The sequence below is a fragment of the Mucilaginibacter tolerans genome (assembly GCF_030519375.1).
Classification (GTDB): Bacteria; Bacteroidota; Bacteroidia; order Sphingobacteriales; family Sphingobacteriaceae; genus Mucilaginibacter.
Window position 1 is genome coordinate 47,744 of the sequence record NZ_JAUMKB010000024.1, and the last position, 20,874, is coordinate 68,617.

12 protein-coding genes are annotated in these 20,874 nt (G+C 42.1%); 7 read left to right on the forward strand and 5 right to left on the reverse strand.

Translation table 11 applies throughout. The features are described 5' to 3' along the window. Positions 1 to 106 precede the first annotated feature (106 nt). Positions 107 to 1,327: a hybrid sensor histidine kinase/response regulator gene (locus Q3A68_RS21720; RefSeq protein WP_302903246.1), complete on the reverse strand. Its 1,221-nt coding sequence runs from the start codon at positions 1,325 to 1,327 to the stop codon at positions 107 to 109. A gap of 26 nt (positions 1,328 to 1,353) precedes the next feature. Continuing rightward, complete coding sequence (locus Q3A68_RS21725) at positions 1,354 to 7,008, reverse strand: hybrid sensor histidine kinase/response regulator (protein WP_302903247.1); 5,655 nt, start codon at positions 7,006 to 7,008, stop codon at positions 1,354 to 1,356. A 482-nt stretch (positions 7,009 to 7,490) separates the two neighbouring features. Here Q3A68_RS21725 and Q3A68_RS21730 point away from each other — a divergent pair, with 482 nt between their 5' ends. Together Q3A68_RS21730 and Q3A68_RS21735 are read left to right on the forward strand one after the other, a co-directional pair. After that, positions 7,491 to 7,688, forward strand: coding sequence for a hypothetical protein (locus Q3A68_RS21730; protein WP_302903248.1), 198 nt, complete (start codon positions 7,491 to 7,493; stop codon positions 7,686 to 7,688). A 40-nt stretch (positions 7,689 to 7,728) separates the two neighbouring features. After that, complete coding sequence (locus Q3A68_RS21735; RefSeq protein ID WP_302903249.1) at positions 7,729 to 9,201, forward strand: glycoside hydrolase family 130 protein; 1,473 nt, start codon at positions 7,729 to 7,731, stop codon at positions 9,199 to 9,201. A gap of 23 nt (positions 9,202 to 9,224) precedes the next feature. Here Q3A68_RS21735 and Q3A68_RS21740 read toward each other — a convergent pair whose 3' ends face one another. Next, positions 9,225 to 11,501: a glycosyltransferase family 4 protein gene (locus Q3A68_RS21740; RefSeq protein ID WP_302903250.1), complete on the reverse strand. Its 2,277-nt coding sequence runs from the start codon at positions 11,499 to 11,501 to the stop codon at positions 9,225 to 9,227. Positions 11,502 to 11,739: 238 nt separating this feature from the next. On the opposite strand from Q3A68_RS21740, the gene Q3A68_RS21745 reads away from it, so the two are divergent. Beyond that, positions 11,740 to 12,510 (forward strand): glycosyltransferase family 2 protein, encoded by a 771-nt coding sequence (locus tag Q3A68_RS21745; protein ID WP_302903251.1) that lies wholly within the window; start codon positions 11,740 to 11,742, stop codon positions 12,508 to 12,510. Positions 12,511 to 12,551: 41 nt separating this feature from the next. Further along, positions 12,552 to 12,974 carry a hypothetical protein gene (locus Q3A68_RS21750; RefSeq protein WP_302903252.1) on the forward strand — a complete coding sequence of 141 codons (423 nt, stop codon included), beginning with the start codon at positions 12,552 to 12,554 and terminating at the stop codon, positions 12,972 to 12,974. A gap of 3 nt (positions 12,975 to 12,977) precedes the next feature. On the opposite strand, the gene Q3A68_RS21755 is transcribed toward Q3A68_RS21750, so the two are convergent. Next, the gene (locus tag Q3A68_RS21755; protein ID WP_302903253.1) at positions 12,978 to 15,017 is read right to left on the reverse strand and encodes a tetratricopeptide repeat protein; all 2,040 of its coding nucleotides are present in this window, start codon (positions 15,015 to 15,017) and stop codon (positions 12,978 to 12,980) included. A gap of 172 nt (positions 15,018 to 15,189) precedes the next feature. Then, positions 15,190 to 16,716 (reverse strand): glycoside hydrolase, encoded by a 1,527-nt coding sequence (locus Q3A68_RS21760; RefSeq protein ID WP_302903254.1) that lies wholly within the window; start codon positions 16,714 to 16,716, stop codon positions 15,190 to 15,192. Positions 16,717 to 16,903: 187 nt separating this feature from the next. On the opposite strand from Q3A68_RS21760, the gene Q3A68_RS21765 reads away from it, so the two are divergent. The 3 genes from Q3A68_RS21765 to Q3A68_RS21775 all read left to right on the forward strand — a co-directional run bounded on the left by Q3A68_RS21765 (position 16,904) and on the right by Q3A68_RS21775 (position 20,834). Continuing rightward, a complete protein-coding gene (locus Q3A68_RS21765) occupies positions 16,904 to 18,268 on the forward strand; it encodes a glycoside hydrolase family 27 protein (protein ID WP_302903255.1) in 1,365 nt (454 codons plus the stop codon). Between the two features lie 212 nt (positions 18,269 to 18,480). Continuing rightward, complete coding sequence (locus tag Q3A68_RS21770) at positions 18,481 to 19,368, forward strand: YitT family protein (protein ID WP_302903256.1); 888 nt, start codon at positions 18,481 to 18,483, stop codon at positions 19,366 to 19,368. A gap of 194 nt (positions 19,369 to 19,562) precedes the next feature. Next, entirely contained in the window at positions 19,563 to 20,834 is a 1,272-nt protein-coding gene (locus Q3A68_RS21775) for a tetratricopeptide repeat protein (protein ID WP_302903257.1), read from the forward strand. Positions 20,835 to 20,874: the final 40 nt, after the last annotated feature.

Consider the following 20,874-nt stretch of genomic DNA (forward strand, 5'->3'; position numbering starts at 1 on the left):
TTACTCACCTTGTAGTTTATAATTATGTTTTTTTAGACGTTCGGCCTCGGTGTCAGCAATTTACCTTTATTCGGAACACCACTCTACTTATCAAATAAAACCTGGATTAATTGGCTGGAACTGTAAACTTAAAACAAGTCCCTTTCCGTAGTTTACTTTCAATTAATATCCGGCCGCCATGTTGGGCAACAAAATCCTTCACCAATAGTAATCCCAGACCTGTACCTTGCTCTTGATCGGTACCCGGAAGCGATGTGGTATTGTTGTTTCCCAATATTGTATTCTTCGTTTTTTCCGACATACCAATGCCAAAATCCATTATACATATTTCTACCATTTTGTCTGTTAGTTGTGCGCTAACATTCACAATTCCCTTACGCGGACTGTATTTAATAGCATTGGTGACAATATTTTGCAAAATTGACCGGAGCATCAAAGGATCAGCATTAACAAAAAAATCTGTTGAGGTTTGATTTTCAAATTTGACATCTTTCTGGATCGCAGTTTCTTTCAGCAATTCTAATGCCTCATTTATGGCATCATTAAGCTTAATTTTCTGAGGGTTAAAGGTGGTTTTCTGGCGCTGCTTTTTCGCCCAATCCACCAGTTCATTTAATTGCGTTAAAATTCTGTTAGAAGTACGATGGATGACCCCTGAAAGCATCTTTAGTTTTTTAGGATCAATATCTTCTATCTCATCATTTAAGGTTTTTGATGACAGTAACAGGGACGTCAGCGGGTTGCGGAGATCATGAGAGATCACTGATAGAAATTTATCCTTCGATAAATTCAGCTCCTTGAGTTCCTGGTTTAGTGTCTCGAGCTGACGGGTGCGTTCAGATACCCGCTTTTCCAGGTTCCGGTTCAATGCCACAAGATCTTCGTTTATCAACCGCAATTTTTCTTCCTGTTTTCGCAAAAGCGAATTTTTACGATGCAGCTCTGCGAAAATAGCTACCTTATAACGAAGCAATTCAGGCTTAAATGGCTTGCGGATAAAATCAGCAGCCCCAGCCTTATACCCCCTGAACATGGATTCTTCTTCGTAATCCTGCGCAGTAAAAAAGATGATGGGTATGCGCTTGAGCTTATCGCGCTGATAGATCAGCTCTGCTGTCTCATACCCATCCATAATGGGCATCTGAACATCCAGCAGGATCAATGAAAAATCTTCTTCCTTTAAAAGTATACGCAAAGCTTCTTTGCCCGACGTTGCCTTGAAAAAAGTATACCCCTCGTTTTCAAGAACAAGTTCCATTGATGTCAGATTATTCTCGTTATCATCTACCAACAGAACTTTTATATTATCATCAGGAGCTACAGCCATTCGCTAATTTTAAATCTTTAAAGTGTTTACTTAATTAACCAAACACGCATTAGCGATAAAAGTTGATCTGTTTTTACAGGTTTTGTAATATAATCTGATGCGCCTGATGCCAGACATTTTTGCCGGTCGCCAATCATCGCTTTGGCTGTCACTGCTATTATTGGCAAATTCTTGTGCTTAGGCTCTTTACGGATGATCTGAATCGTTTCGTAACCATCCATCTCAGGCATCATGATATCCATCAGCACGATATCTACTTTCTTATCGCTATTGAGTATTTCCAATGCTTCGCGTCCACTTTCTGCGGTTATTACTTCTATGTTCGAACGTTCAAATACTGCCGTCAATGCAAACAGGTTTCGAACGTCGTCATCTACCACCAATACCTTCTTCGAATCAAGCACATCGTTATTTACTCTTATACCATTGATGATATCCAGATTTTCCTGGCTAATATATTTTTTATCAACGTGCAATAAGGTCAATATTTCCTCCAGCAAATAAGAATGTGAGGTGGCTGTTTTGGTAATAACCTTATGATTCAATCGCTTTAACTGGATCAACTCGTTTTGAGTAAAATCTCTTGCCGAATGAAGCAACATAGTTGTTTGTGGCTGCTTTACTGTATTGATCTTGTTAAGCAGTTCAATACCGTCCGCATCAGGCAACACAAAATCAAGAATAATACTATCGACCTGTTCTTTTTTTAACAGTGTGAGACCTTTTTTAGCCGTAGTTGCACCAAGTACTTCTACCTTTTCGCTGCTAAGCATATCAGTCAGTCGTTGCAATTCGCTTTCATTATCTTCAATGATCAGTACCTTCTTCTTCGACTGTTCGCTAAACCGGACAATTCCCGAGATCAGCTCGTCGAGCGAATTATTGGAAAGCGGCTTCAGGCTAAAGCTCTTTGCGCCTAATTTCAGGGCCATAACCTTATTATCCTCACCCGAGATCAGGTGTATCGGTATATGCCGCAAATTGAGATCAGACTTCAGCAATTTAAGTATCTTCCACCCGTTTGATTCAGGCATGTTCACATCCAGCGTGATAGCAATTGGGTTATACTTCTGAATACTATCGAATATTTCGAGATAGCTGATAGCAACAATGACTTTAAGCCCGTAATCATGTGCTTTATCGATCACAATTTTGGTAAAACGCAAATCATCCTCGATAACCAGCAGCACTTTATCCTCTGCCGAGATACTGTGACGGTCATCATCAATCACTAATTCAGCAGTATCCAGCAAACTGCTTCTCAGATGCGCCGGTGAATGCGGTTCTTTTACACTGTATGTAGCCGCGGAAGCAGCCTCTTCTTTATATCTTAATGGCAGGTATAAAGTAAACACGCTTCCTTTTCCTAATTCACTACCAACAGTAATTGTTCCGCCCAATAGTTCGGCGAAACCTTTACTAATAGAAAGACCTAAACCGGTACCTCCGTATTTACGGCTGGTTGAACCCTCTGCCTGCTGGAATGCTTCAAAAATAATTCCCTGGGTATTCTTTGATATACCTATACCAGTATCAGTAATAGAAAACGCTATTACCGCTTCCGCGTCAGGTAGTGGATTTTCCTGGTGCGGACCAGGCCTGAATATTTCCAGTTTCACACCACCTTTTTCGGTGAATTTGAATGCATTGGACAGCAGGTTCTTCAATATTTGGTTCAAACGTTGCATATCTGTCTCCAGCATCTCCGGAAGGCCCTGTTCCAGGCTGATCTCAAACTTCAGATTCTTAGCTTCTGATATCGGTTTAAAGGTTGATTCGGCGAACGAAGCGATCTCCCTGAAGTTAACAGGCATTACATCGGCTGAGATCACACCTGATTCGATCTTAGACAGATCCAGGATATCATTAATCAACTGGATCAGGTCATCACCGCATGAGTGGATCGTTTTAGCATACCTGCGTTGTTTTTCGGTAAGGTTGCCTTCAGGGTTTTCAAAGAGTTGTTGCGCCAATATCAGCAAGCTATTAAGCGGTGTACGCAACTCGTGCGACATATTGGCCAAAAACTCTGATTTGTATTTTGAGGTCAGCGTCAGCTGCTCGGCTTTTTCTTCCAGCGAGCGGCCTTTATCGTGCAATTCGTCATTAGCGCGTCTTAATTCTTCCTGTTGTGAAGAAAGCTCGGTAGCCAGTGATTGCGATTGTTTCAACAATTCCTCTGTACGGGTATTGGTTTCGATATTGTTCAACACGATACCAATACTTTCAGTCAACTGATCGAGGAAGTCGATGTGGGTATCACTGAAGTTTTCAAATGATGCCAGCTCAATTACAGCTTTTATATTATTTTCAAATAACACCGGCAGGATCACCAGGTCTATTGGCGCCGCGCTGCCTATACCTGAACTGATCTGCAAATATTCTGAGGGCACGTTCGACAGGCGAATACGTTCCTTATCAGTAGCACACTGCCCTACAAGGCCCTCACTCAGCTCAAATTCGTTATTGATGAGTTTACGGCTCTTCTGCGCGTACCCTGCAAAGAGTTTTAATTTAGGCTCTTCTGCAATATCCTGTTCCAGTACGTAGAAGGCACCATATCTTGCATTTACCAGTTCGGCCAATTCTGAAAGCACTTTGTTTGCTACCGCATTCCTGTCGCGCTGGCCCTGCAGCATCTGTGCGAATTTAGCAAGGTTTGATTTCAGCCAGTCCTGCTCATGGTTTCTCAGGGTTGTACCCTTCAGGTTGGCGATCATCTGGTTGATGGTATCCTTCAAGGCTTCCAGCTCGCCTTTGGCGTCCACACGGATAGTTCGGGTAAGGTCACCCTTGGTTACCGCCGAGGCCACTTCTGAAATTGAACGCACCTGAACAGTTAAATTCTGCGCCAGCTGGTTTACGTTTTCTGTCAAGTCCTTCCAGGTACCCGAAGCGCCCGGTACACTAGCCTGACCACCTAAACGGCCCTGCACACCCACCTCACGTGCCACCGTGGTTACTTCGTCCGCAAACACGGCAAGCGTATCGATCATTTCGTTGATGGTATCCGTCAGCTGTGCCACCTCACCCAATGCGTTGATGGATAATCGCTGCTTCAGGTTACCTTTTGCAATACCTGTTGCTACTTTTGCGATACCGCGTATCTGGCCGGTAAGGTTGGATGCCATCTGATTTACGGAGTCCGTTAAGTCCTTCCAGGTACCTGCCACACCCTTGACGTGCGCCTGACCACCCAGTTTACCTTCGGTACCTACTTCCCTTGCCACACGCGTTACTTCGGATGCGAACGAGTTCAGCTGGTCCACCATCGTGTTGATGGTATTTTTCAGGTCGAGGATCTCTCCCTTTACGTCGATGATTACTGTCTTCGAAAGGTCACCGCTTGCTACAGCTTTGGTCACTTCGGCGATGTTACGCACCTGTGAGGTTAGGTTTGACGACATCTGGTTTACGGAGTCAGTCAAATCCTTCCAGGTACCACCTACCCCGGGCACAAACGCCTGGCCACCTAAGTTACCATCGGTACCCACTTCTCGTGCCACACGAGTTACTTCGGATGCAAAACCACGAAGCTGGTCCACCATTGTATTAATTGTTTCCTTCAACTGGAGGATCTCTCCACGAACGTCGACCGTAATTTTCTTCGACAAGTCACCGTTTGCGATGGCAATGGATACGTCGGCTATATTTCTGAGCTGCGCGGTCAGGTTGCCGGCCATTTTATTTACCGAGTCGGTTAAGTCCTTCCAGGTACCATCCACACCGGGTACGTTTGCCTGGCCGCCTAACTGTCCTTCCGACCCCACCTCGCGCGCCACACGCGTTACTTCGGATGCAAAGCCGCGCAGCTGGTCCACCATCGTGTTAATGGTATCTTTCAGCTCTAATAACTCGCCCTTTGCATTTACCGTGATCTTACGTGAAAGGTCACCCTTTGCCACCGCTGTGGTTACTTCGGCGATGTTACGCACCTGCGAGGTCAGGTTGTCCGCCATTTTATTTACCGAGTCGGTCAAATCCTTCCAGGTACCTGCTACTCCAGGCACATTTGCCTGGCCACCAAGCTGCCCTTCCGAACCTACTTCCCTCGCTACACGGGTTACTTCCGACCCGAACGAATTCAGCTGGTCCACCATCGTGTTGATCGTATTCTTTAATTCGAGCATTTCGCCCTGAACGTCCACCGTGATCTTCTTTGACAAGTCCCCCTTGGCCACAGCCGTCGTCACCTCAGCTATGTTACGTACCTGGCCTGTTAGGTTACCGGCCATCTGATTTACGGAGTCGGTCAAGTCCTTCCAGGTACCACCTACACCCGGCACGTTTGCCTGGCCACCAAGCTGACCTTCGGAGCCTACTTCCCTGGCCACACGCGTCACCTCAAACGAGAAGGAGTTCAACTGGTCCACCATCGTATTGATCGTATTCTTCAGCTCAAGGAGCTCGCCTTTGGCATCTACCGTAATTTTCCGCGACAAGTCGCCCTTTGCTACTGCCGTGGTTACCCAGGCAATGTTTCGCACCTGGTCGGTAAGATTACTACCCATCTGGTTGACAGAGTCTGTCAGATCCTTCCAAACACCACCTACACCCTTCACACGGGCCTGACCTCCTAATTTACCTTCGGTACCTACTTCCAGCGCCACACGCGTTACTTCGGATGCAAACGAGTTCAATTGGTCCACCATTGTGTTGATGGTCTTTTTCAACTCAAGCATTTCTCCCTTTACGTCCACCGTAATTTTCTTGGACAAGTCACCATTTGCTACCGCGGTAGTTACACCAGCTATATTACGTACCTGCGAGGTAAGGTTACCTGCCATTCGGTTTACCGAGTCTGTCAAGTCCTTCCAGGTACCTGCAACACCCGGCACTTTCGCCTGGCCCCCCAGTTTACCTTCAGTGCCTACTTCCAATGCCACACGCGTTACTTCCGATGAGAACGAGTTGAGCTGATCCACCATGGTATTAATGGTATTTTTCAGCTCCAATATTTCACCTTTAGCCTCAACTGTGATCTTACGCGAAAGGTCACCCTTGGCAACCGCCGTAGTTACTGCAGCAACGTTTCGCACCTGGGCCGTCAGGTTACCTGCCATCTGGTTCACTGAGTCTGTCAACTCGGCCCAAACACCGGCAACACCTTTAATTTTAGCTTGTTCACCCAACTTGCCTTCAGAGCCCACCTGACGCGCGACGCGGGTTACCTCCATCGAGAATAACCGCAGCTTGGAAAGCATCTGATTGGATTCTTTAGCGATACGGAGGAATTCTCCGCGCAACGGGTGACCGCTTATTTCGAGTGGTATTTGTTTTGATAAATCGCCGTTGGCTACGGAGTTGATCATTCCTGCAATTTCCAAGGTCGGCGATGTCAGATCGGATATCAGGTTATTTAATGACGACACGCCATCGGCCCAATCGCCCCGTGCATCAGAGAGCTCGATACGCTTTGATAAATTTCCTTTTTTTCCGATAGTTTTTTCAGCTTCTGATATCTCAGCCACCAGGCGCTGGTTCATGTCAATAATATCATTCAACACCTCGCATATCCTACCGTTTATACCAGCCTGAGTAACAGGCATCCGGGTATCCAGTTTACCGTTTTTGACAAGCGAAAGAACCCGTAAAAGTTCTTTCAAGTCAAGAGAATCTTCATGTGATAAGCGCGAAACTTCTTCCTGTTCCAGGAGTTCCTCCAGAATTTGATCTTTCATAGTTTGGGTAATCAAAAAATTTCAGGTAGCTGTGATTTGCTATATACAGCCTAAAAAAGATAATGTTTTAACTATTTTTCTAAATTAAATAAAGGTTAATTTACTTTCATTTAGGGTTTGTTTTTCATAAATAGTTCTGGTGCTATATCTATTAAACACCCAAAACGAGCATTTTAGTATATGGCAACATTTCATCAATCAAGGGAAAATAAATATGCAAAAAAAATCCCACAAAGCAAAACTTAATTAATAGTTTATTTTAATTAAGCCCACGGTGCAGATATGATAACACAGATACAGTTTTTATTTTCGAAAATTGCTTAACTATTGATTAATGAAAATAGAGTAAAGGCTCCGGCTAAAACGCAAATGGGAACGGAAAATAAGATCAACAGTCAATATCGTAAATTTCGCCTATAATTTCAGCATAAATTACAAACAAAATCACCCTTTTGCTATTATGTATGTAAACTTTCTTTGTGATGAAAAAAGACAGCAAACATTATAAGTTCATTAACAATGAAACGGATAATGTGATCTATTTTCTGTCGGTTCCTAAAAATAGCCCCGACTGTAAAAAAGTACTGGAAGACACCCGGCATAAACTTGCCATTCAAAATGGAATTTACATCGGTAGCATATATTATATCGAGATTCCGGAAACGGAAATCCATGAATAAACATCTCCATAATTTATTATCAACCAAAATTTCTCTGCAAATGAGGATACCTATTGAACGTCAACAAATAAGGGTTTACCCTGATGCCAAACGTGTAATTGCAAGATTCTTTTTTAACGGTGAGCAAAGGGCGCAAGAATTAATAGAACGCGTCATGAAACTTAGTGAAGACGAAGTGTTTGCCATTATTTCACCTCTGTTGCAGGAGTTTTCAAAACGGCACCGAAACATCACCAAAATACTTTACAGGCATTGCAACAGGGTGAGCTCATTTATCGAAAGTACCGGATTTGACCACGAAGAACTTTCCAGTTACAGAAAATTATTGGTGGGCTCATATTTTACTCATGAATACTCTATCGAGTCAGCTGCATTTTTTAACCCTTCCATTATTGAAGATCCCGACCAATCCGAGTTGGAGTTGGGACAAAAGCGGTTGATCATCAGTTTCAGGGCTGTGGGTGAAGGGCATATTTCGTCTATTGCTTTTAGAAGAGCCATTATAGATAAGGACAGCAAGATAGAAGTTTTGCCCGTAGGTAATTACGTAGATGAGGCTGAGGTTATCCGCAATGCAACTACCTATGAAAAAAAGCTTTTTTTCGAAAAAATAGTTACCGCCAGGATCGATCATAAGATTGTAAAGGAACTCAAAGGGCAATTGGATGAAAAGTTTGATTACGACACTTTACAACGAACAATACAGAACCTGCAGCAAAAAGATATTGATGATTCAAAAAAAACGGAGTATGAAAAGATACTTTGGTTGTCGGACTCCTACAGCACCATTAGCTTTTCACTAGATACCGATATTTCGGACCGGGTGATATTTCCGATGTCGGAGCTGGAACGCAAAGGGATTGAAGATGCACGCTTTGTTAAATTTACAGAAAATGGCGGACCGGCTATTTATTATGCCACCTACACCGCTTTCGATGGTGCTTTAATAATGCCGAAGCTATTGCAAACTTCTGATTTTCACAATTTTAGAATAAGGCCCCTTCATGGCAATGGGGCCCGTAATAAAAACCTCGCTCTGTTCCCAAGGAAAATCAACGGGTATTATACTATGCTTTCCCGGATAGATGGTTGCAATAATTTCATTATGTATTCAAATAATATCAATCTGTGGGAAAACCCGATCAAACTGCAGGAGCCTCTGCATCCCTGGGAGTTGGTCCAGATAGGTAATTGTGGTTCGCCAATTGAAACCGACCGTGGCTGGCTGGTTATTACACATGGTGTAGGCCCGATGAGAAGATATTGTTTGGGCGCTAGTTTGTTCAAGCTTGATGACCCGTCTGTTGAAACGGGCCGGCTTAGAGAGCCCCTGCTTGTACCTACCCAGGATGAGCGGGAGGGTTATGTTCCCAATGTGGTTTATTCCTGCGGGGGTATTGTTAATAATGGCAAATTAATTCTTCCTTATGGGCTTTCTGATTATTCTTCATCTTTTGCAACAGTTGAGCTGAATGCATTGCTGGACAAGTTGGTCTCTGACCCCCAAATATAATTGGCCGGGGATCATTATCTTTATTATTTCAACAGCACGCCGTCGTTGTTGGTAAGCTCTCCGTTTGAACTGGTGGGTTTGGTTTTGAAATTCTGCAATATCGTCAGGTGTGATATTAAGTAGGCCAGTACGCTCTCAGCTCCCTGGTTCTTATTAATGCCCATGCGGTGCAAACCGTCTGAGCAGCCCTTGGTTTCGGGGTCATACAAAGGAATACTGAGCGAATTTTCACCGAGAAACCATTGATAAACCGAGAACATTTTTTCAAGATACTGCGAATCTTCGGTCATCTCGTAAGCCTGGCCATACGTTAACACCATCGCCATGGTTTCTATTGCCTGCTGATCGTACAATGACATTTTTGCATCGCGGAAATACCAGTTCTCGTTTCCAACCGGATTCCAGTAGTTGGATTTGAAAGTGAGTCCTTCCAGGAACTTCAATGACGCAAATCCTATATCGAAAACCTTTTTGTTACCAGTTATTGAAGCTGAATGGAGCAAGGATAAGGGCAAAATAGCATTATCATAAGTTAGAAAATCTTCAAACCAATGCCATTCTGTATCATGTGTTTTATTGAAGGCTTGCGTCAGCTTTTCTGTTAAGCAGTTCAACGTTTCCAACAGAAGTTTCTCGGATGGATGCCTTCGGAGATAATAAGAGATGCCAATTATAGTATTGCTAATACCTCTCAGGTATTGCAGAGCTTTGAAGTGGGGCTCGGCTTTACGGAATAATTCCTCGCCTAATTTACCACATGAATCGTTTGGCGATTTATCAACAAGATAACCCAGCGCCCATACCGCACGTCCAAATGCATCTTCTGAGCCAGAATCGTCAAGGTATCGCTTATCATAGCTCAAAAAATTTCTGAAATACCCATCATCATTTTGCATATAAAGCAGGAAACTCAAATAGGATGGCATTAATTTAAGCGCTTCGCTATAATTCAGCTGACAGGCCATCAACGACATCAAAAGAGCACGGGCGTTATCATCTACACAATACCCTTCTTTCCAGTTCGGGATTCCATATTTGGCATGCTGAATAATTCCTGTGCTGTCTGTAAGTAATTTCACATAATCCAGGCTGAATTCGGGCATAATCTCCGGATCGATGATCTGTCTCAGTATACGTTCATTCACATCCTGATTTTCGACTACTTCTTTAATGGTATCAAGATATTTATTCCCTATGGCTGTCCATCGAAGATTTATCCCATAATTGTAAGCATTGTCTTTAATTTCATGCAGATATGCAGGATTATCCAGCAGTTCGTTAATGATGACTGCCAAGCCCTTTTCGTCTTTAAAATTAAATAGCCTTCCTCGGCGTTCTGCCAACAGTTCCCTGGCGTGCCAGTAAGGCGTAGATACAACCGCAGCACCTGCCCTTACCGCATAACAAAGGGTACCGCTTGTGATCTGAGCTTCATTCAGGTAAGGTGATACATAAATGTCAGCAGCCGAAAGGTAGTTCATCAGCTCTTCTTCGGAAACATACCGGTTAATAAAAACCACATGATTGGATACATCGAGCTCTTTAGCCAATTGTATAAGATATTCTCTATATTCTTCACCTGAGTTCTTTAGTATTCCCGGATGCGTAGTACCCAAAATAACATAAACAACATCTTTGTGTTGTTCAATAATTTGAGGCAAAGCACGTATCACTGTCTCCAATCCTTTATTTCTGCTGAGCAAGCCAAAAGTTAGTAATACCTGATGATCCCTGAATAATTTATCTTCATGAAGCGGATTACCTGATAAGATTTCCATATCAGGGGCCCCATGTTCTATATAGGCTATTTTCTTCTTTGGAACATTATATATCTGCTGCAACATCTGGATGGCATAAGTTCCCATAACCACTGCTCTGTCAGATTTTTTTGCAATATTCTCGATCGCCATTTTCTGCTGGCTGGAGGGCCGTTCTAATACGGTATGGAAAATCGTGATAAGTGGCTTTTTCAATTGGCTTACCAGTGACAGGATATATATTCCTGCTTCTCCCCCAAATATTCCAAACTCATGCTGCAAAATGCAGATGTCCGCATCGCTGTTGTTTATAAATTCAACAGCATCACGATAATCCTCAGGCTCATTTTGTCTGATCACAAACTCCACTTCCGGCGGATAATCGTATTCACCCATATTGTCCGCATTTATCGCGATTACCGATCCCCGCTCACACAAATCTTCTTTATCAAAATTTGACAAGATTGCACTCATCAAATTCTTATTAAAAGAAGCCAAACCACATTCCCGTGGAGGATAAGTTGAAATATATGTTATCTTCATTCTTAAGTATTAGTTTAGATCATAACACTTTTAAGAAAATTAAGTTTTTTTATTTCAGTTAAATTCAAGGGGTTAAGGAATATATACCAGCCAGGCCTTCTCCATTTTTTGATTACTTTATCGCTTTAATAAACTCAATTTGTTTTTTGACTTGAAATGGAAATGATATATTTCGGTCATGAAGAATAAACCTCAGCTACGTTCTAAATGGTAACAGACTATAACGTCCAATTATTTTATGCACACATTTGTTATTCCAGCTTATAAAGAGTCATCTTTTCTTGAACAATGTATACACAGTTTGCTGGCGCAGACCGTAAAAAGCAGGGTTATCATCACCACCTCTACCCCAACAGATTATACTAAAAATATCGCGAAGAAATACGATTTGCCATACTACATAAACGATAAAAGAGGAATTGCAAACGACTGGAACTTTGCCTTATCAAAAGTAACAACGCCCCTGGCGACTATCGCCCATCAGGATGATATTTATGAGCCTGAATATGCTGAGAATGTTATAAAAGCTACCAATAAAAATGTACTGATCACTTTTACCGGATATAATGATTGGATCAATAATCAGCGAAGGCCAAAGTCATTAAACTATTTTGTAAAAAGAGCGCTGCTATTCCCGTTTATCTTTAAAAAGGAGATAAAGAGCAACTGGTTTAAAAAGCTGATATTAAAGTTCGGCGATCCCATCTGTTGCCCGGCAGTTACATTCAACATTGAGGCATTAACCGGCTTTAGCTTTTCTTCGGATTTTACTGTTGCTTTAGATTGGTATGCCTGGTATCAACTGGCAAACAGGGAAGGCTCCTTTGTTTATATCAATAAGAACCTGATGAATCACCGCATACATGAAGAATCAGAAACGACCGCTAAGCTATCTGACGGAGTACGGAGGAATGAAGAGCTGCAAATGTTCCGGATGATGTGGGGCAAACGAACAGCTTCTTTTATATCGTGGGTTTATACCCTTGGTCACGCGGATAATAAAATTTAGGAATAGCTTTATTTAGTTATTTTTGGAAAATACCTGAGACTGTGCAACTCAAATCAACCACAACCAAATCGTCGACAAATATGATTGCCTTAGCTGTTTTTTGGGTGATAATTTATTGCTTATCTACCGCCTTTTCAATTGTTCTGCTGGGCGACAGAGGACTTATTTCGGGCAATCTGTTTAATTTTCAGAACATGGTTAACCTGGTATTCAACTGGAAATTTATCCTTTCCATGTCGCTTGCTGTCTTATCGCGTTTATCATTTATCCTGATAAATAATACTTTGCTAAAGATCTCTTACCTGGCTGATGTTTCTACTACGCTTTCGGTATTTATCACGCTGACTTCGATCATCTTTATAGTACTTGCCAATCATTTCTTTTTGAAAGAAAGCTTAAACATTAAGCAGGCAGTCGGCGCTTTCATCGTTTTGACAGGTATATTTATTATGCTGAATAAATAGCTGTTATTTTTTTTTCTGCGACTCCGCAAATTTTAAATTATTGTTAGCTAAAGTATGACCCGGATTAATTGCTATCGCTTTTTTGCATGCCTCAATAGCTTTATCCCATTGACTGAGTTTGATATAAGCGGCCCCAATATTATTCCAGGCATCAGCATAACCAGGTTTTAACTTTAACGCCTGATTGGATGCCTCGATACATTTGTTGTAATCGCCCTGGTTGTAATAGTCGAGGCTTTGGTTCAGATAATCTTCCGCGGTAACAGGTTTTATTACTTTTGTCATGCTTTGTATGACTACCCTTTGATGTGTTTGAGACGCCTGCAGGCATTGTTGGGCAAATTTATCGGCCGGAATTATAGTCAAGTATTGTTTTGCTGTTTTACCAAGTTGATCCCAATAGCCAAGCTGGTTGTATATCTTTAATAATAATGCCAGTGCCATTTCCGAACCAGGATTTAACTGCAATGCTTTCTCGGCCATTGCCTGGGCATCGGTAGTTCTGCCTATATCCATTAAAAACCGTGCATAAAAAGTGTACGAGGCAAAATCATTAGGCGCTAAAGCGATGGCAGCTTTAAAATTTTGCTCCGCATCGGTATTTTTATGTTCCAGGCTGCATAATACCCCCATATTAATATACAGATAGGAGTATGTCGGGACTAATTTTGCAGCCTCTTTATATTCAGTTTCGGCCAGGGCATATTTCCCCTTATCCATTAAAGCAAGGCCGTAATTCATTAGTCCCCTGCCGTTTAGCGGACTTTTAACACTTACATCCTGCCATAGTGACTCTTCATCATGCCAAACCTTGTTCCGGGTGTAAATCCCGTACGCATTCAGACCCAGAATACAAAACAACAGGAAAAACAGATAATAGAAGTTCCGTTTATTTTCAAAAACATAATAATAACGTTTGATCAGCAATCCAGCATAAGTAACTACGCTGAGCATTAAGCCAATGAACGGAAAATACATACGGTGATCGTTGGTCACCTCGGCAAATGGAGCCAATGAAGTTGGCAGCAAAGCGACTGAAAACCAGATCAATCCAAAAGCAATGGGCCTGGTTTCTGATTTTATTGAAGTTCTGATGATAGTTACCAGTAAAGCAACGACAAAAATGCACCCAATGAGTATCCGTTCGTCGAACGGGTTATGAATAACCCCCAAATCTGAATCGGCTGTTAAATTGAATGGCAGGAAGAACGAGATAAAATAGTGTACCCAAATATAGCTTTGAGTAAGAACATAAGGTACCAAGGGATTGGATATACCAGGAACGCTCTTAATGCGTGTTAAAGCATAAACTTGTGTGAGCCCAACAACGATTATCAGCGGCAATATCTGCCATATCACCAGCAGTATTGTTTTGAAGTTTTTTGGTTTAAACAGGTCGCCAACAGAAAGATCTTTCTCGAACAGCAGAATATAAAAGAACAGGGTAATAACCAGGCAAAGCACCGTTTCCTTAGCAAAAACGCCCAGAAAAGCAGGTACAATATATAGGAGATATTTCCTTTTTGATGGCCAGTTGATATAAATCAGAAAGGATAAAACGATCATAAACGTGGATAGCACGTCCGACCTTGAAATGATATAATTCAATGTTTCTCCGTTTACCACATGCAAAGCATACCAGGCGGCCGCAGCGAAAGCAAGATATGGAACCCATTGCGCCTGGAAAGACTTGCGCATAAGCGTTTTATAAACAAAGTATAACAGGATGCATAAACCGATATGCCAGATAAATGTATCCAGTTGGAAGTAAAAAGGATAAAGTCCCCCGCCGAGCCAATAGTCAATGGCCAATGTGGTGGTAACGAGTGAACGTAAGCCCCAATGAGTGGGTTCGGAGCTGAACATCTTCGGATCTGAAAAGAAAGCAGGGATATTTTTCAGGTCACGGATAAAGGTATTTGTTACAATGGCGTGCGAATCGTCAAAGTGGAAGCCATTATTAAAGTGGTTAGCGTAAGCAATTAATAAAAGTATAAAAGCACCTAAAGCCAGGTAGTAAATGTTTTTATTCGTCTTATTCATTCTATCCTTAATAGTTTATTGTGATTTGGGTCCTGCGCTCATCATTCGGCTAAAACAGCATCAAATGTTTTAAATAAACGAGCGCAATAAATATAAAACTTTAAGGATTGAAATAGCAGCCGAATTTGTTATTGATATTCGATTTGCCGCAATCGCAGACACACCAATACGATTACAGCGTGATGCCCGTAACTGTAGTGACCGATTTACCCGGAATAAATATCTCTTTTTGACTATCTGTCAAGACACCTGGCTGCAAATCAGCTTCTTTTGACGTAGTGAATTTCCTTAATAATTTGATTTTACTGTTGTCAATTTTCACCTTTACGAAATCAGTATTATCGTTGATAATAACTGCGGCGATATTTTTCCCTTTCTTAAATACTGAAACAAAAAGGTTTTTTTGATCCCCATCTACGGCAACATCGGTTCTTACGTATCCCGGCCTGATAAACCTGCTGTAATTGCCCATGGCCCAAAGCATTTTGCTGGGGTAGAAATTGCCGTCGGTTTCATTTTTGTCAATATAAACAAGCCCGTCTTTATAGTCGTATGCGGAAACCGCCGTCCACCATTGCCAGGCGGCGGCGGCGGCACTTGTCAAATCCGTATGAATTACTTTGGCCAGGTATAACGCCGCATCGATTCCCAGATCGCGTTTATTCCCGTCCATTTCTCCGGCGTTATCTCCAAGAATACAGTATTCCGATTGCCAAAAGCTTAAACCGGGAACTGCATTAATAGCTTGCGAAAGTGTTCCTCTTGTTTGCATGGCTGAAGCCATCGGCGAGGTGGTGAAATAACTATGTGCAGCTATGTTTCTGCTTACTTTTTTCAAATCACCAATGAAATTTGGCGAACCCGGTTTAAAAAAGTCATTTATCTGATTTCCTTTATCCGGTTTATCTACGGGCGAAAACAGATACTTCAAATTCCCTGCCTCTGCTATTAAAATATCAGAAGAGATATGATCCTCAACAAAAGCTTTACTTATAGATCGCACCAATCCGGCAATTTCAGAATTATTATAAGGGCAGCCTTCCTGTCCCCCATCACTCCAGTTCCATTGCGGTTCATTAACTGGGCTAATGTAATTAAACCTCACTCCGGTAGTGTGCTCAACCCCTTTGACCACATTTGAAATATATTTTGCAAATGAATCGTATTTCTCTTGTGAAATATTTGTTTTACCGTCGGTAGCAAAAGCCTTCCCATTAACTGTAAATTCAATCGGCGGACTATTAAAAAAACCAAGAAACTGTTTTACTCCCCGCTCTTTTGCCGCCTGCAGAAACCACATCTGCCCGGATTGCTTTTTCCAGTTATAAGACCCATCGGTATTAAAAAAGGATTCTGCCCTGCGCCATTCGTCTTTTATACCACTTTTCATACCCTGCTCGGCGCTCCCTGCACCAATATTAAAACGCCATGTAGAAAGCCCGATACCTTTTGGCGAACCATCTTTAAGGGTATCCATGCTAAAGAGCAGGTCGGCAATTTTATTTTTTTTCTCTTCGGGCCAGTTGCCAACAAACTGACACGACCATGCATCGGAGGCGCCAAAATTATTTATGGTTTGATGTGTTTTAGAAAGATCGATAGCAATGGTGACTACCTTCTCCTGCCCTTTTGCAAAAAGGCCGGATAGTATGAACACCATAATTGACGAGATAATTATTCTGTTTGAATTTGCTGTCATATTTTTTAGAGTACAGTCTATGATTGGTTAGGGAACTTGCAGGTCGAACAACAGCCAAATTAAAACAAAAATATTATAACTGTATAATAAACAATTAAATATCGATTAAGATTTGCTTTTTTAAATAATTAAGTGTTATTTTAACACTAATTATAAATCAAAAACCGAATAAGCCTAATAATCAATCATGAAACTCAAATACCTGCTACTCGTTTGCTGCGTTTGGTCTGTTAGTGTCTATGCACAAAAAAACACCGTTGCATTAACCCCACCTATGGGCTGGAACAGTTATAACTGTTTTGGATCGGCTGTACATGAAAATGAAGTTAAAGCTAATGCCGATTATATGGCGAAGTACCTGAAACCGCATGGATGGCAATACGTGGTAGTTGATTTTCTTTGGTCGTATGATAATCCTCCGGGCAGCCATATAGGTAATCCTTATCAGAAGAATTTGTATGATGGTTCATTTGTGCCATGGCTTACAATGGATAAATGGGGACGCTTGTTCCCACAGCCAACCAAATTTCCGTCGGCTTTTGGGGGGCATGGATTTAAACCGCTTGCTGACTATGTTCATCATCTCGGCCTAAAATTCGGCATACACGTTATGCGCGGAATACCACGTCAGGCAGTATGGGCAAAATCCCCTGTTCTGGGTGCAAGCGGTATCACTGCTGACATGATAGCCGATACCGCTTCGAAATGCGACTGGATGAACCATATGTACGGACTGGATATGGATAAACCCGGCGCACAGGCTTATTTAAACTCACTATTGAAATTATACGCGTCATGGGGTGTTGATTTTATTAAAGTTGACGACATAGCGCGCCCATATCACAAAAAAGAAATCGAAGGATATCACAAAGCGATTGAGCAATGCGGCAGACCTGTAGTATTAAGTATCTCTCCAGGCGAGACACCTGTAAACGAGGCCGGACATGTAACGCAAAATGCCAACATGTGGCGCATGGCCGATGATTTTTGGGATAACTGGAAAGAAATACTGCACATGTTTGACTACGCCAAAAGCTGGGAAAACGTAGGCGGCAGCGGCCACTGGCCAGATTGCGATATGCTGCAGATAGGTAAGTTATCCAAACGCGGGCCAGTAGGCGACGAACGCTACAGCCGGTTTACCGAAGATGAACTGTATACCCATATGACTTTCTGGTGCATCTACCGCTCGCCTTTAATGATTGGCGGAAATTTGCCTGAAAATAGAGCAGTCGAACGGAAACTATTCAATAATGATGAGGTGCTTGCCGTAAATCAGCACGGTCAGCAACCGCGCCAGTTATATAAGACAGAAAGTGCAATGGCCTGGTATTCACATGTGCCAAACAGCAAGGACATCTATGTAGCTCTTTTTAACATTAGCGATAAGGATCAGGAGGTCAGCGTCGATTTCTCAGCTCTTGGGCTTAAGGACGGCGTTAGTGTAAGAAATCTCTGGAAAAAGCAAACCATAGGTAATTATAAAAACACTTACACCACCCCTATTAATAAACATGGCGCAATTTTGGTAAGGCTTACCCCATCTAAATAACGACCGTCGTTCAATATGGCTTGATGCCAACGCCTGTGGAGTTATTTTTTTATTATCTACAGGATTAGAAATAGGGTTATGATTTCACCGTCATAACCCTATTTCGATTAAAATTCATTTAGAAAATACATATTTAGCCAAACTACACTAAATTTACAGGGACTAAAAAGCATTAACTGTTCAGCATAAATCCCTGATTACAACAAGCTAATATGAAGAGACTAACCTTACCAAGTGCTGTTATTGATACGATCTATGTGATTTTTGGGATATTATTCTGTGCTTTTGCTTTAACCGGTTTCTTAATACCTAACAAATTTTTTGATGGCGGGGTTACCGGTATCTCCCTTGTTATCAGTGAACCAAACGAATTTAAAAGTATTCCCTATGTGATTGTTGCAGCAAACATCCCTTTTATTATTATGGGCGCATTGCAGGTGAATAAAGCATTCGCATATAAAACTTTAGCAGCTGTTGTCGGACTGGGAGCGTGCATATTACTATTACTTCACGTTTTTCATTTGCCAACTATCACTGATGACAAATTACTGGTTGCTGTTTTTGGTGGTGGCTTTATGGGTATTGGCGTAGGCTTATCCATTCGTGGAGGTTGTGCATTAGACGGCATCGAAGTTTTAGCTCTTTATACAGGTAAACGTATTAGTTTTACCATCAGCGAGATCATATTAGGGATCAATATCGTTATTTTCCTTATTGCTGCTATAGAGGTGGGCTGGACGGAAGCTCTTTATTCAATCCTCACCTATTATGTCGCTTCAAGAACAAGTAACTTCGTTATCGAGGGTTTAGAGGAGTATACCGGCGTTACGATAATTTCAGGACAGAGTGCCCTTATAAAAGAGAGACTGGTGATGGATTTAGGCAGAGGCATTACCGTTTATAAAGGTGAACGAGGCTTTCTGAAACATAGTTTTGATGTGAGCCAGCCGGTTGATATCGTTTTCACTGTTGTAACGCGGTTGGAGGTACGGCGCTTGAAAAAAATGGTGCACGAAATTGATGAGAAGGCATTCGTATTCACTAGCACCATTAAGGAAGCCGCCGGAGGTGTCCTCAAACGTCGGGCAAGGGATCATTGATATTCTGCACTAACTCCAAAAGCAGTCATTTAATCCAATTCGGACAACATAACTCACTGAATTCTTTCTTTTTATAGCGATTGCTTACATTTATAGGAACAACTTCAAACCTGCTCCTCCAGATGAAAAGAAAATTACCTCTCGCGGTTTTATTGCTCTGCCTTTGTTATACTGGGTTTGCTCAACGACCAAACATGGATAGCCTGCAGAAAGCCTATAACAAAAACAGGCAGGATACAACATTAGCTAGCATATATTACTTTAAAAGTGTATATGTTTTTCTTACTACCAATGTTGATTCCGGAGTGATGTATGCCAGAAAGGCGCTTGATCTGTCGCGCAAAATACATTATAAATTAGGCGAGGTACAGGCGTTGTCATCAATAGCTACTTATCAGAATATAAGTGGCGACCTGCCGGGAAGTTTGAAAACTACCTTTCAGGCACTCCCTGAGGCTATTCAAATTAAGGAGATGCACGTAGTAGCCTCCTGTTATAACACGCGTGGATTGACCTATTCTACCATGCACGAGTTTCCAAAAGCCCTTGACAATTATTATGCGGCATACCACATCGTTGAAAAATACCATTATACCGACATTACAGTCACCATGCTGAATAACCTCGCAAGGGCATACCTTGACATGAACAAGCTTGATTCGGCATCATACTTTGCAAAAAAAGCTTATGATTTTGCTTTGGAAAAAAAGTCGATGAAGAACTTCGGCTACCTGATCCGAAATTTTGGGATCATCGAATTTAAAAAGGGCAACAATGAGGCTGCCATCAGCTATTACCGAAAAAGCATGAATGACAGTACATCAAAAAATGACCACTACCTGTTCAGCGAAGATTACCGCAGGATAGCTGAAGCTTATCAAAAACTGAATAAGCCAGACTCCTGTATCTTCTATGCCAGGACAGCCCTTGAGCACGCGAAACTCGACCGCAATCCCGACCAGGTGCAGCGCACTACTACCCTGCTCACCAACGAGTATAAAGCGGTGAATGACTATAAGAATGCGTTTTATTACCAGGAGGTTACGCAAAAGGCAAAGGATAGCTTGTTCAGTCAGCAGAAAACTTTGCAGGTACAAAACCTGGTTTTTAACGAGCAGCAGCGCCTGCAGGAAGCCCACGCAAAAGAAATAGCTTACCAAACCAAGGTCCGTTTTTATGCATTGCTGGGAGTTTTGGGTGTGTTTATTTTGATTGCCGCTATTCTTTTATTTGCAAACGGCCAGCGAAAGAAGGCTAATTCTATATTAAAACAACAAAATGACCAGATCGAAGCACAGCGCAAAGACCTTGAGAAAACCGTCACCGATCTTAAAAATACGCAACGGCAGCTCATTCAATCGGAAAAGATGGCGTCATTGGGTGAACTGACCGCGGGTATCGCCCATGAGATACAGAACCCACTCAATTTGGTCTTATACAGGTATAGGTTGACACTTTTGGAATAATTATATTCCAGATGAAAGAAAAGATGATGGAGCAATTCAG

Coding starts and splice junctions, on each gene's coding strand:
- Q3A68_RS21720 (WP_302903246.1), bottom strand. CDS start 1,327: ATGGCTGTAGCTCCTGATGATAATATAAAAGTTCTGTTGGTAGATGAT.
- Q3A68_RS21725 (WP_302903247.1), bottom strand. CDS start 7,008: ATGAAAGATCAAATTCTGGAGGAACTCCTGGAACAGGAAGAAGTTTCG.
- Q3A68_RS21730 (WP_302903248.1), top strand. CDS start 7,491: ATGAAAAAAGACAGCAAACATTATAAGTTCATTAACAATGAAACGGAT.
- Q3A68_RS21735 (WP_302903249.1), top strand. CDS start 7,729: ATGAGGATACCTATTGAACGTCAACAAATAAGGGTTTACCCTGATGCC.
- Q3A68_RS21740 (WP_302903250.1), bottom strand. CDS start 11,501: ATGAAGATAACATATATTTCAACTTATCCTCCACGGGAATGTGGTTTG.
- Q3A68_RS21745 (WP_302903251.1), top strand. CDS start 11,740: ATGCACACATTTGTTATTCCAGCTTATAAAGAGTCATCTTTTCTTGAA.
- Q3A68_RS21755 (WP_302903253.1), bottom strand. CDS start 15,017: ATGAATAAGACGAATAAAAACATTTACTACCTGGCTTTAGGTGCTTTT.
- Q3A68_RS21760 (WP_302903254.1), bottom strand. CDS start 16,716: ATGACAGCAAATTCAAACAGAATAATTATCTCGTCAATTATGGTGTTC.
- Q3A68_RS21765 (WP_302903255.1), top strand. CDS start 16,904: ATGAAACTCAAATACCTGCTACTCGTTTGCTGCGTTTGGTCTGTTAGT.
- Q3A68_RS21770 (WP_302903256.1), top strand. CDS start 18,481: ATGAAGAGACTAACCTTACCAAGTGCTGTTATTGATACGATCTATGTG.
- Q3A68_RS21775 (WP_302903257.1), top strand. CDS start 19,563: ATGGATAGCCTGCAGAAAGCCTATAACAAAAACAGGCAGGATACAACA.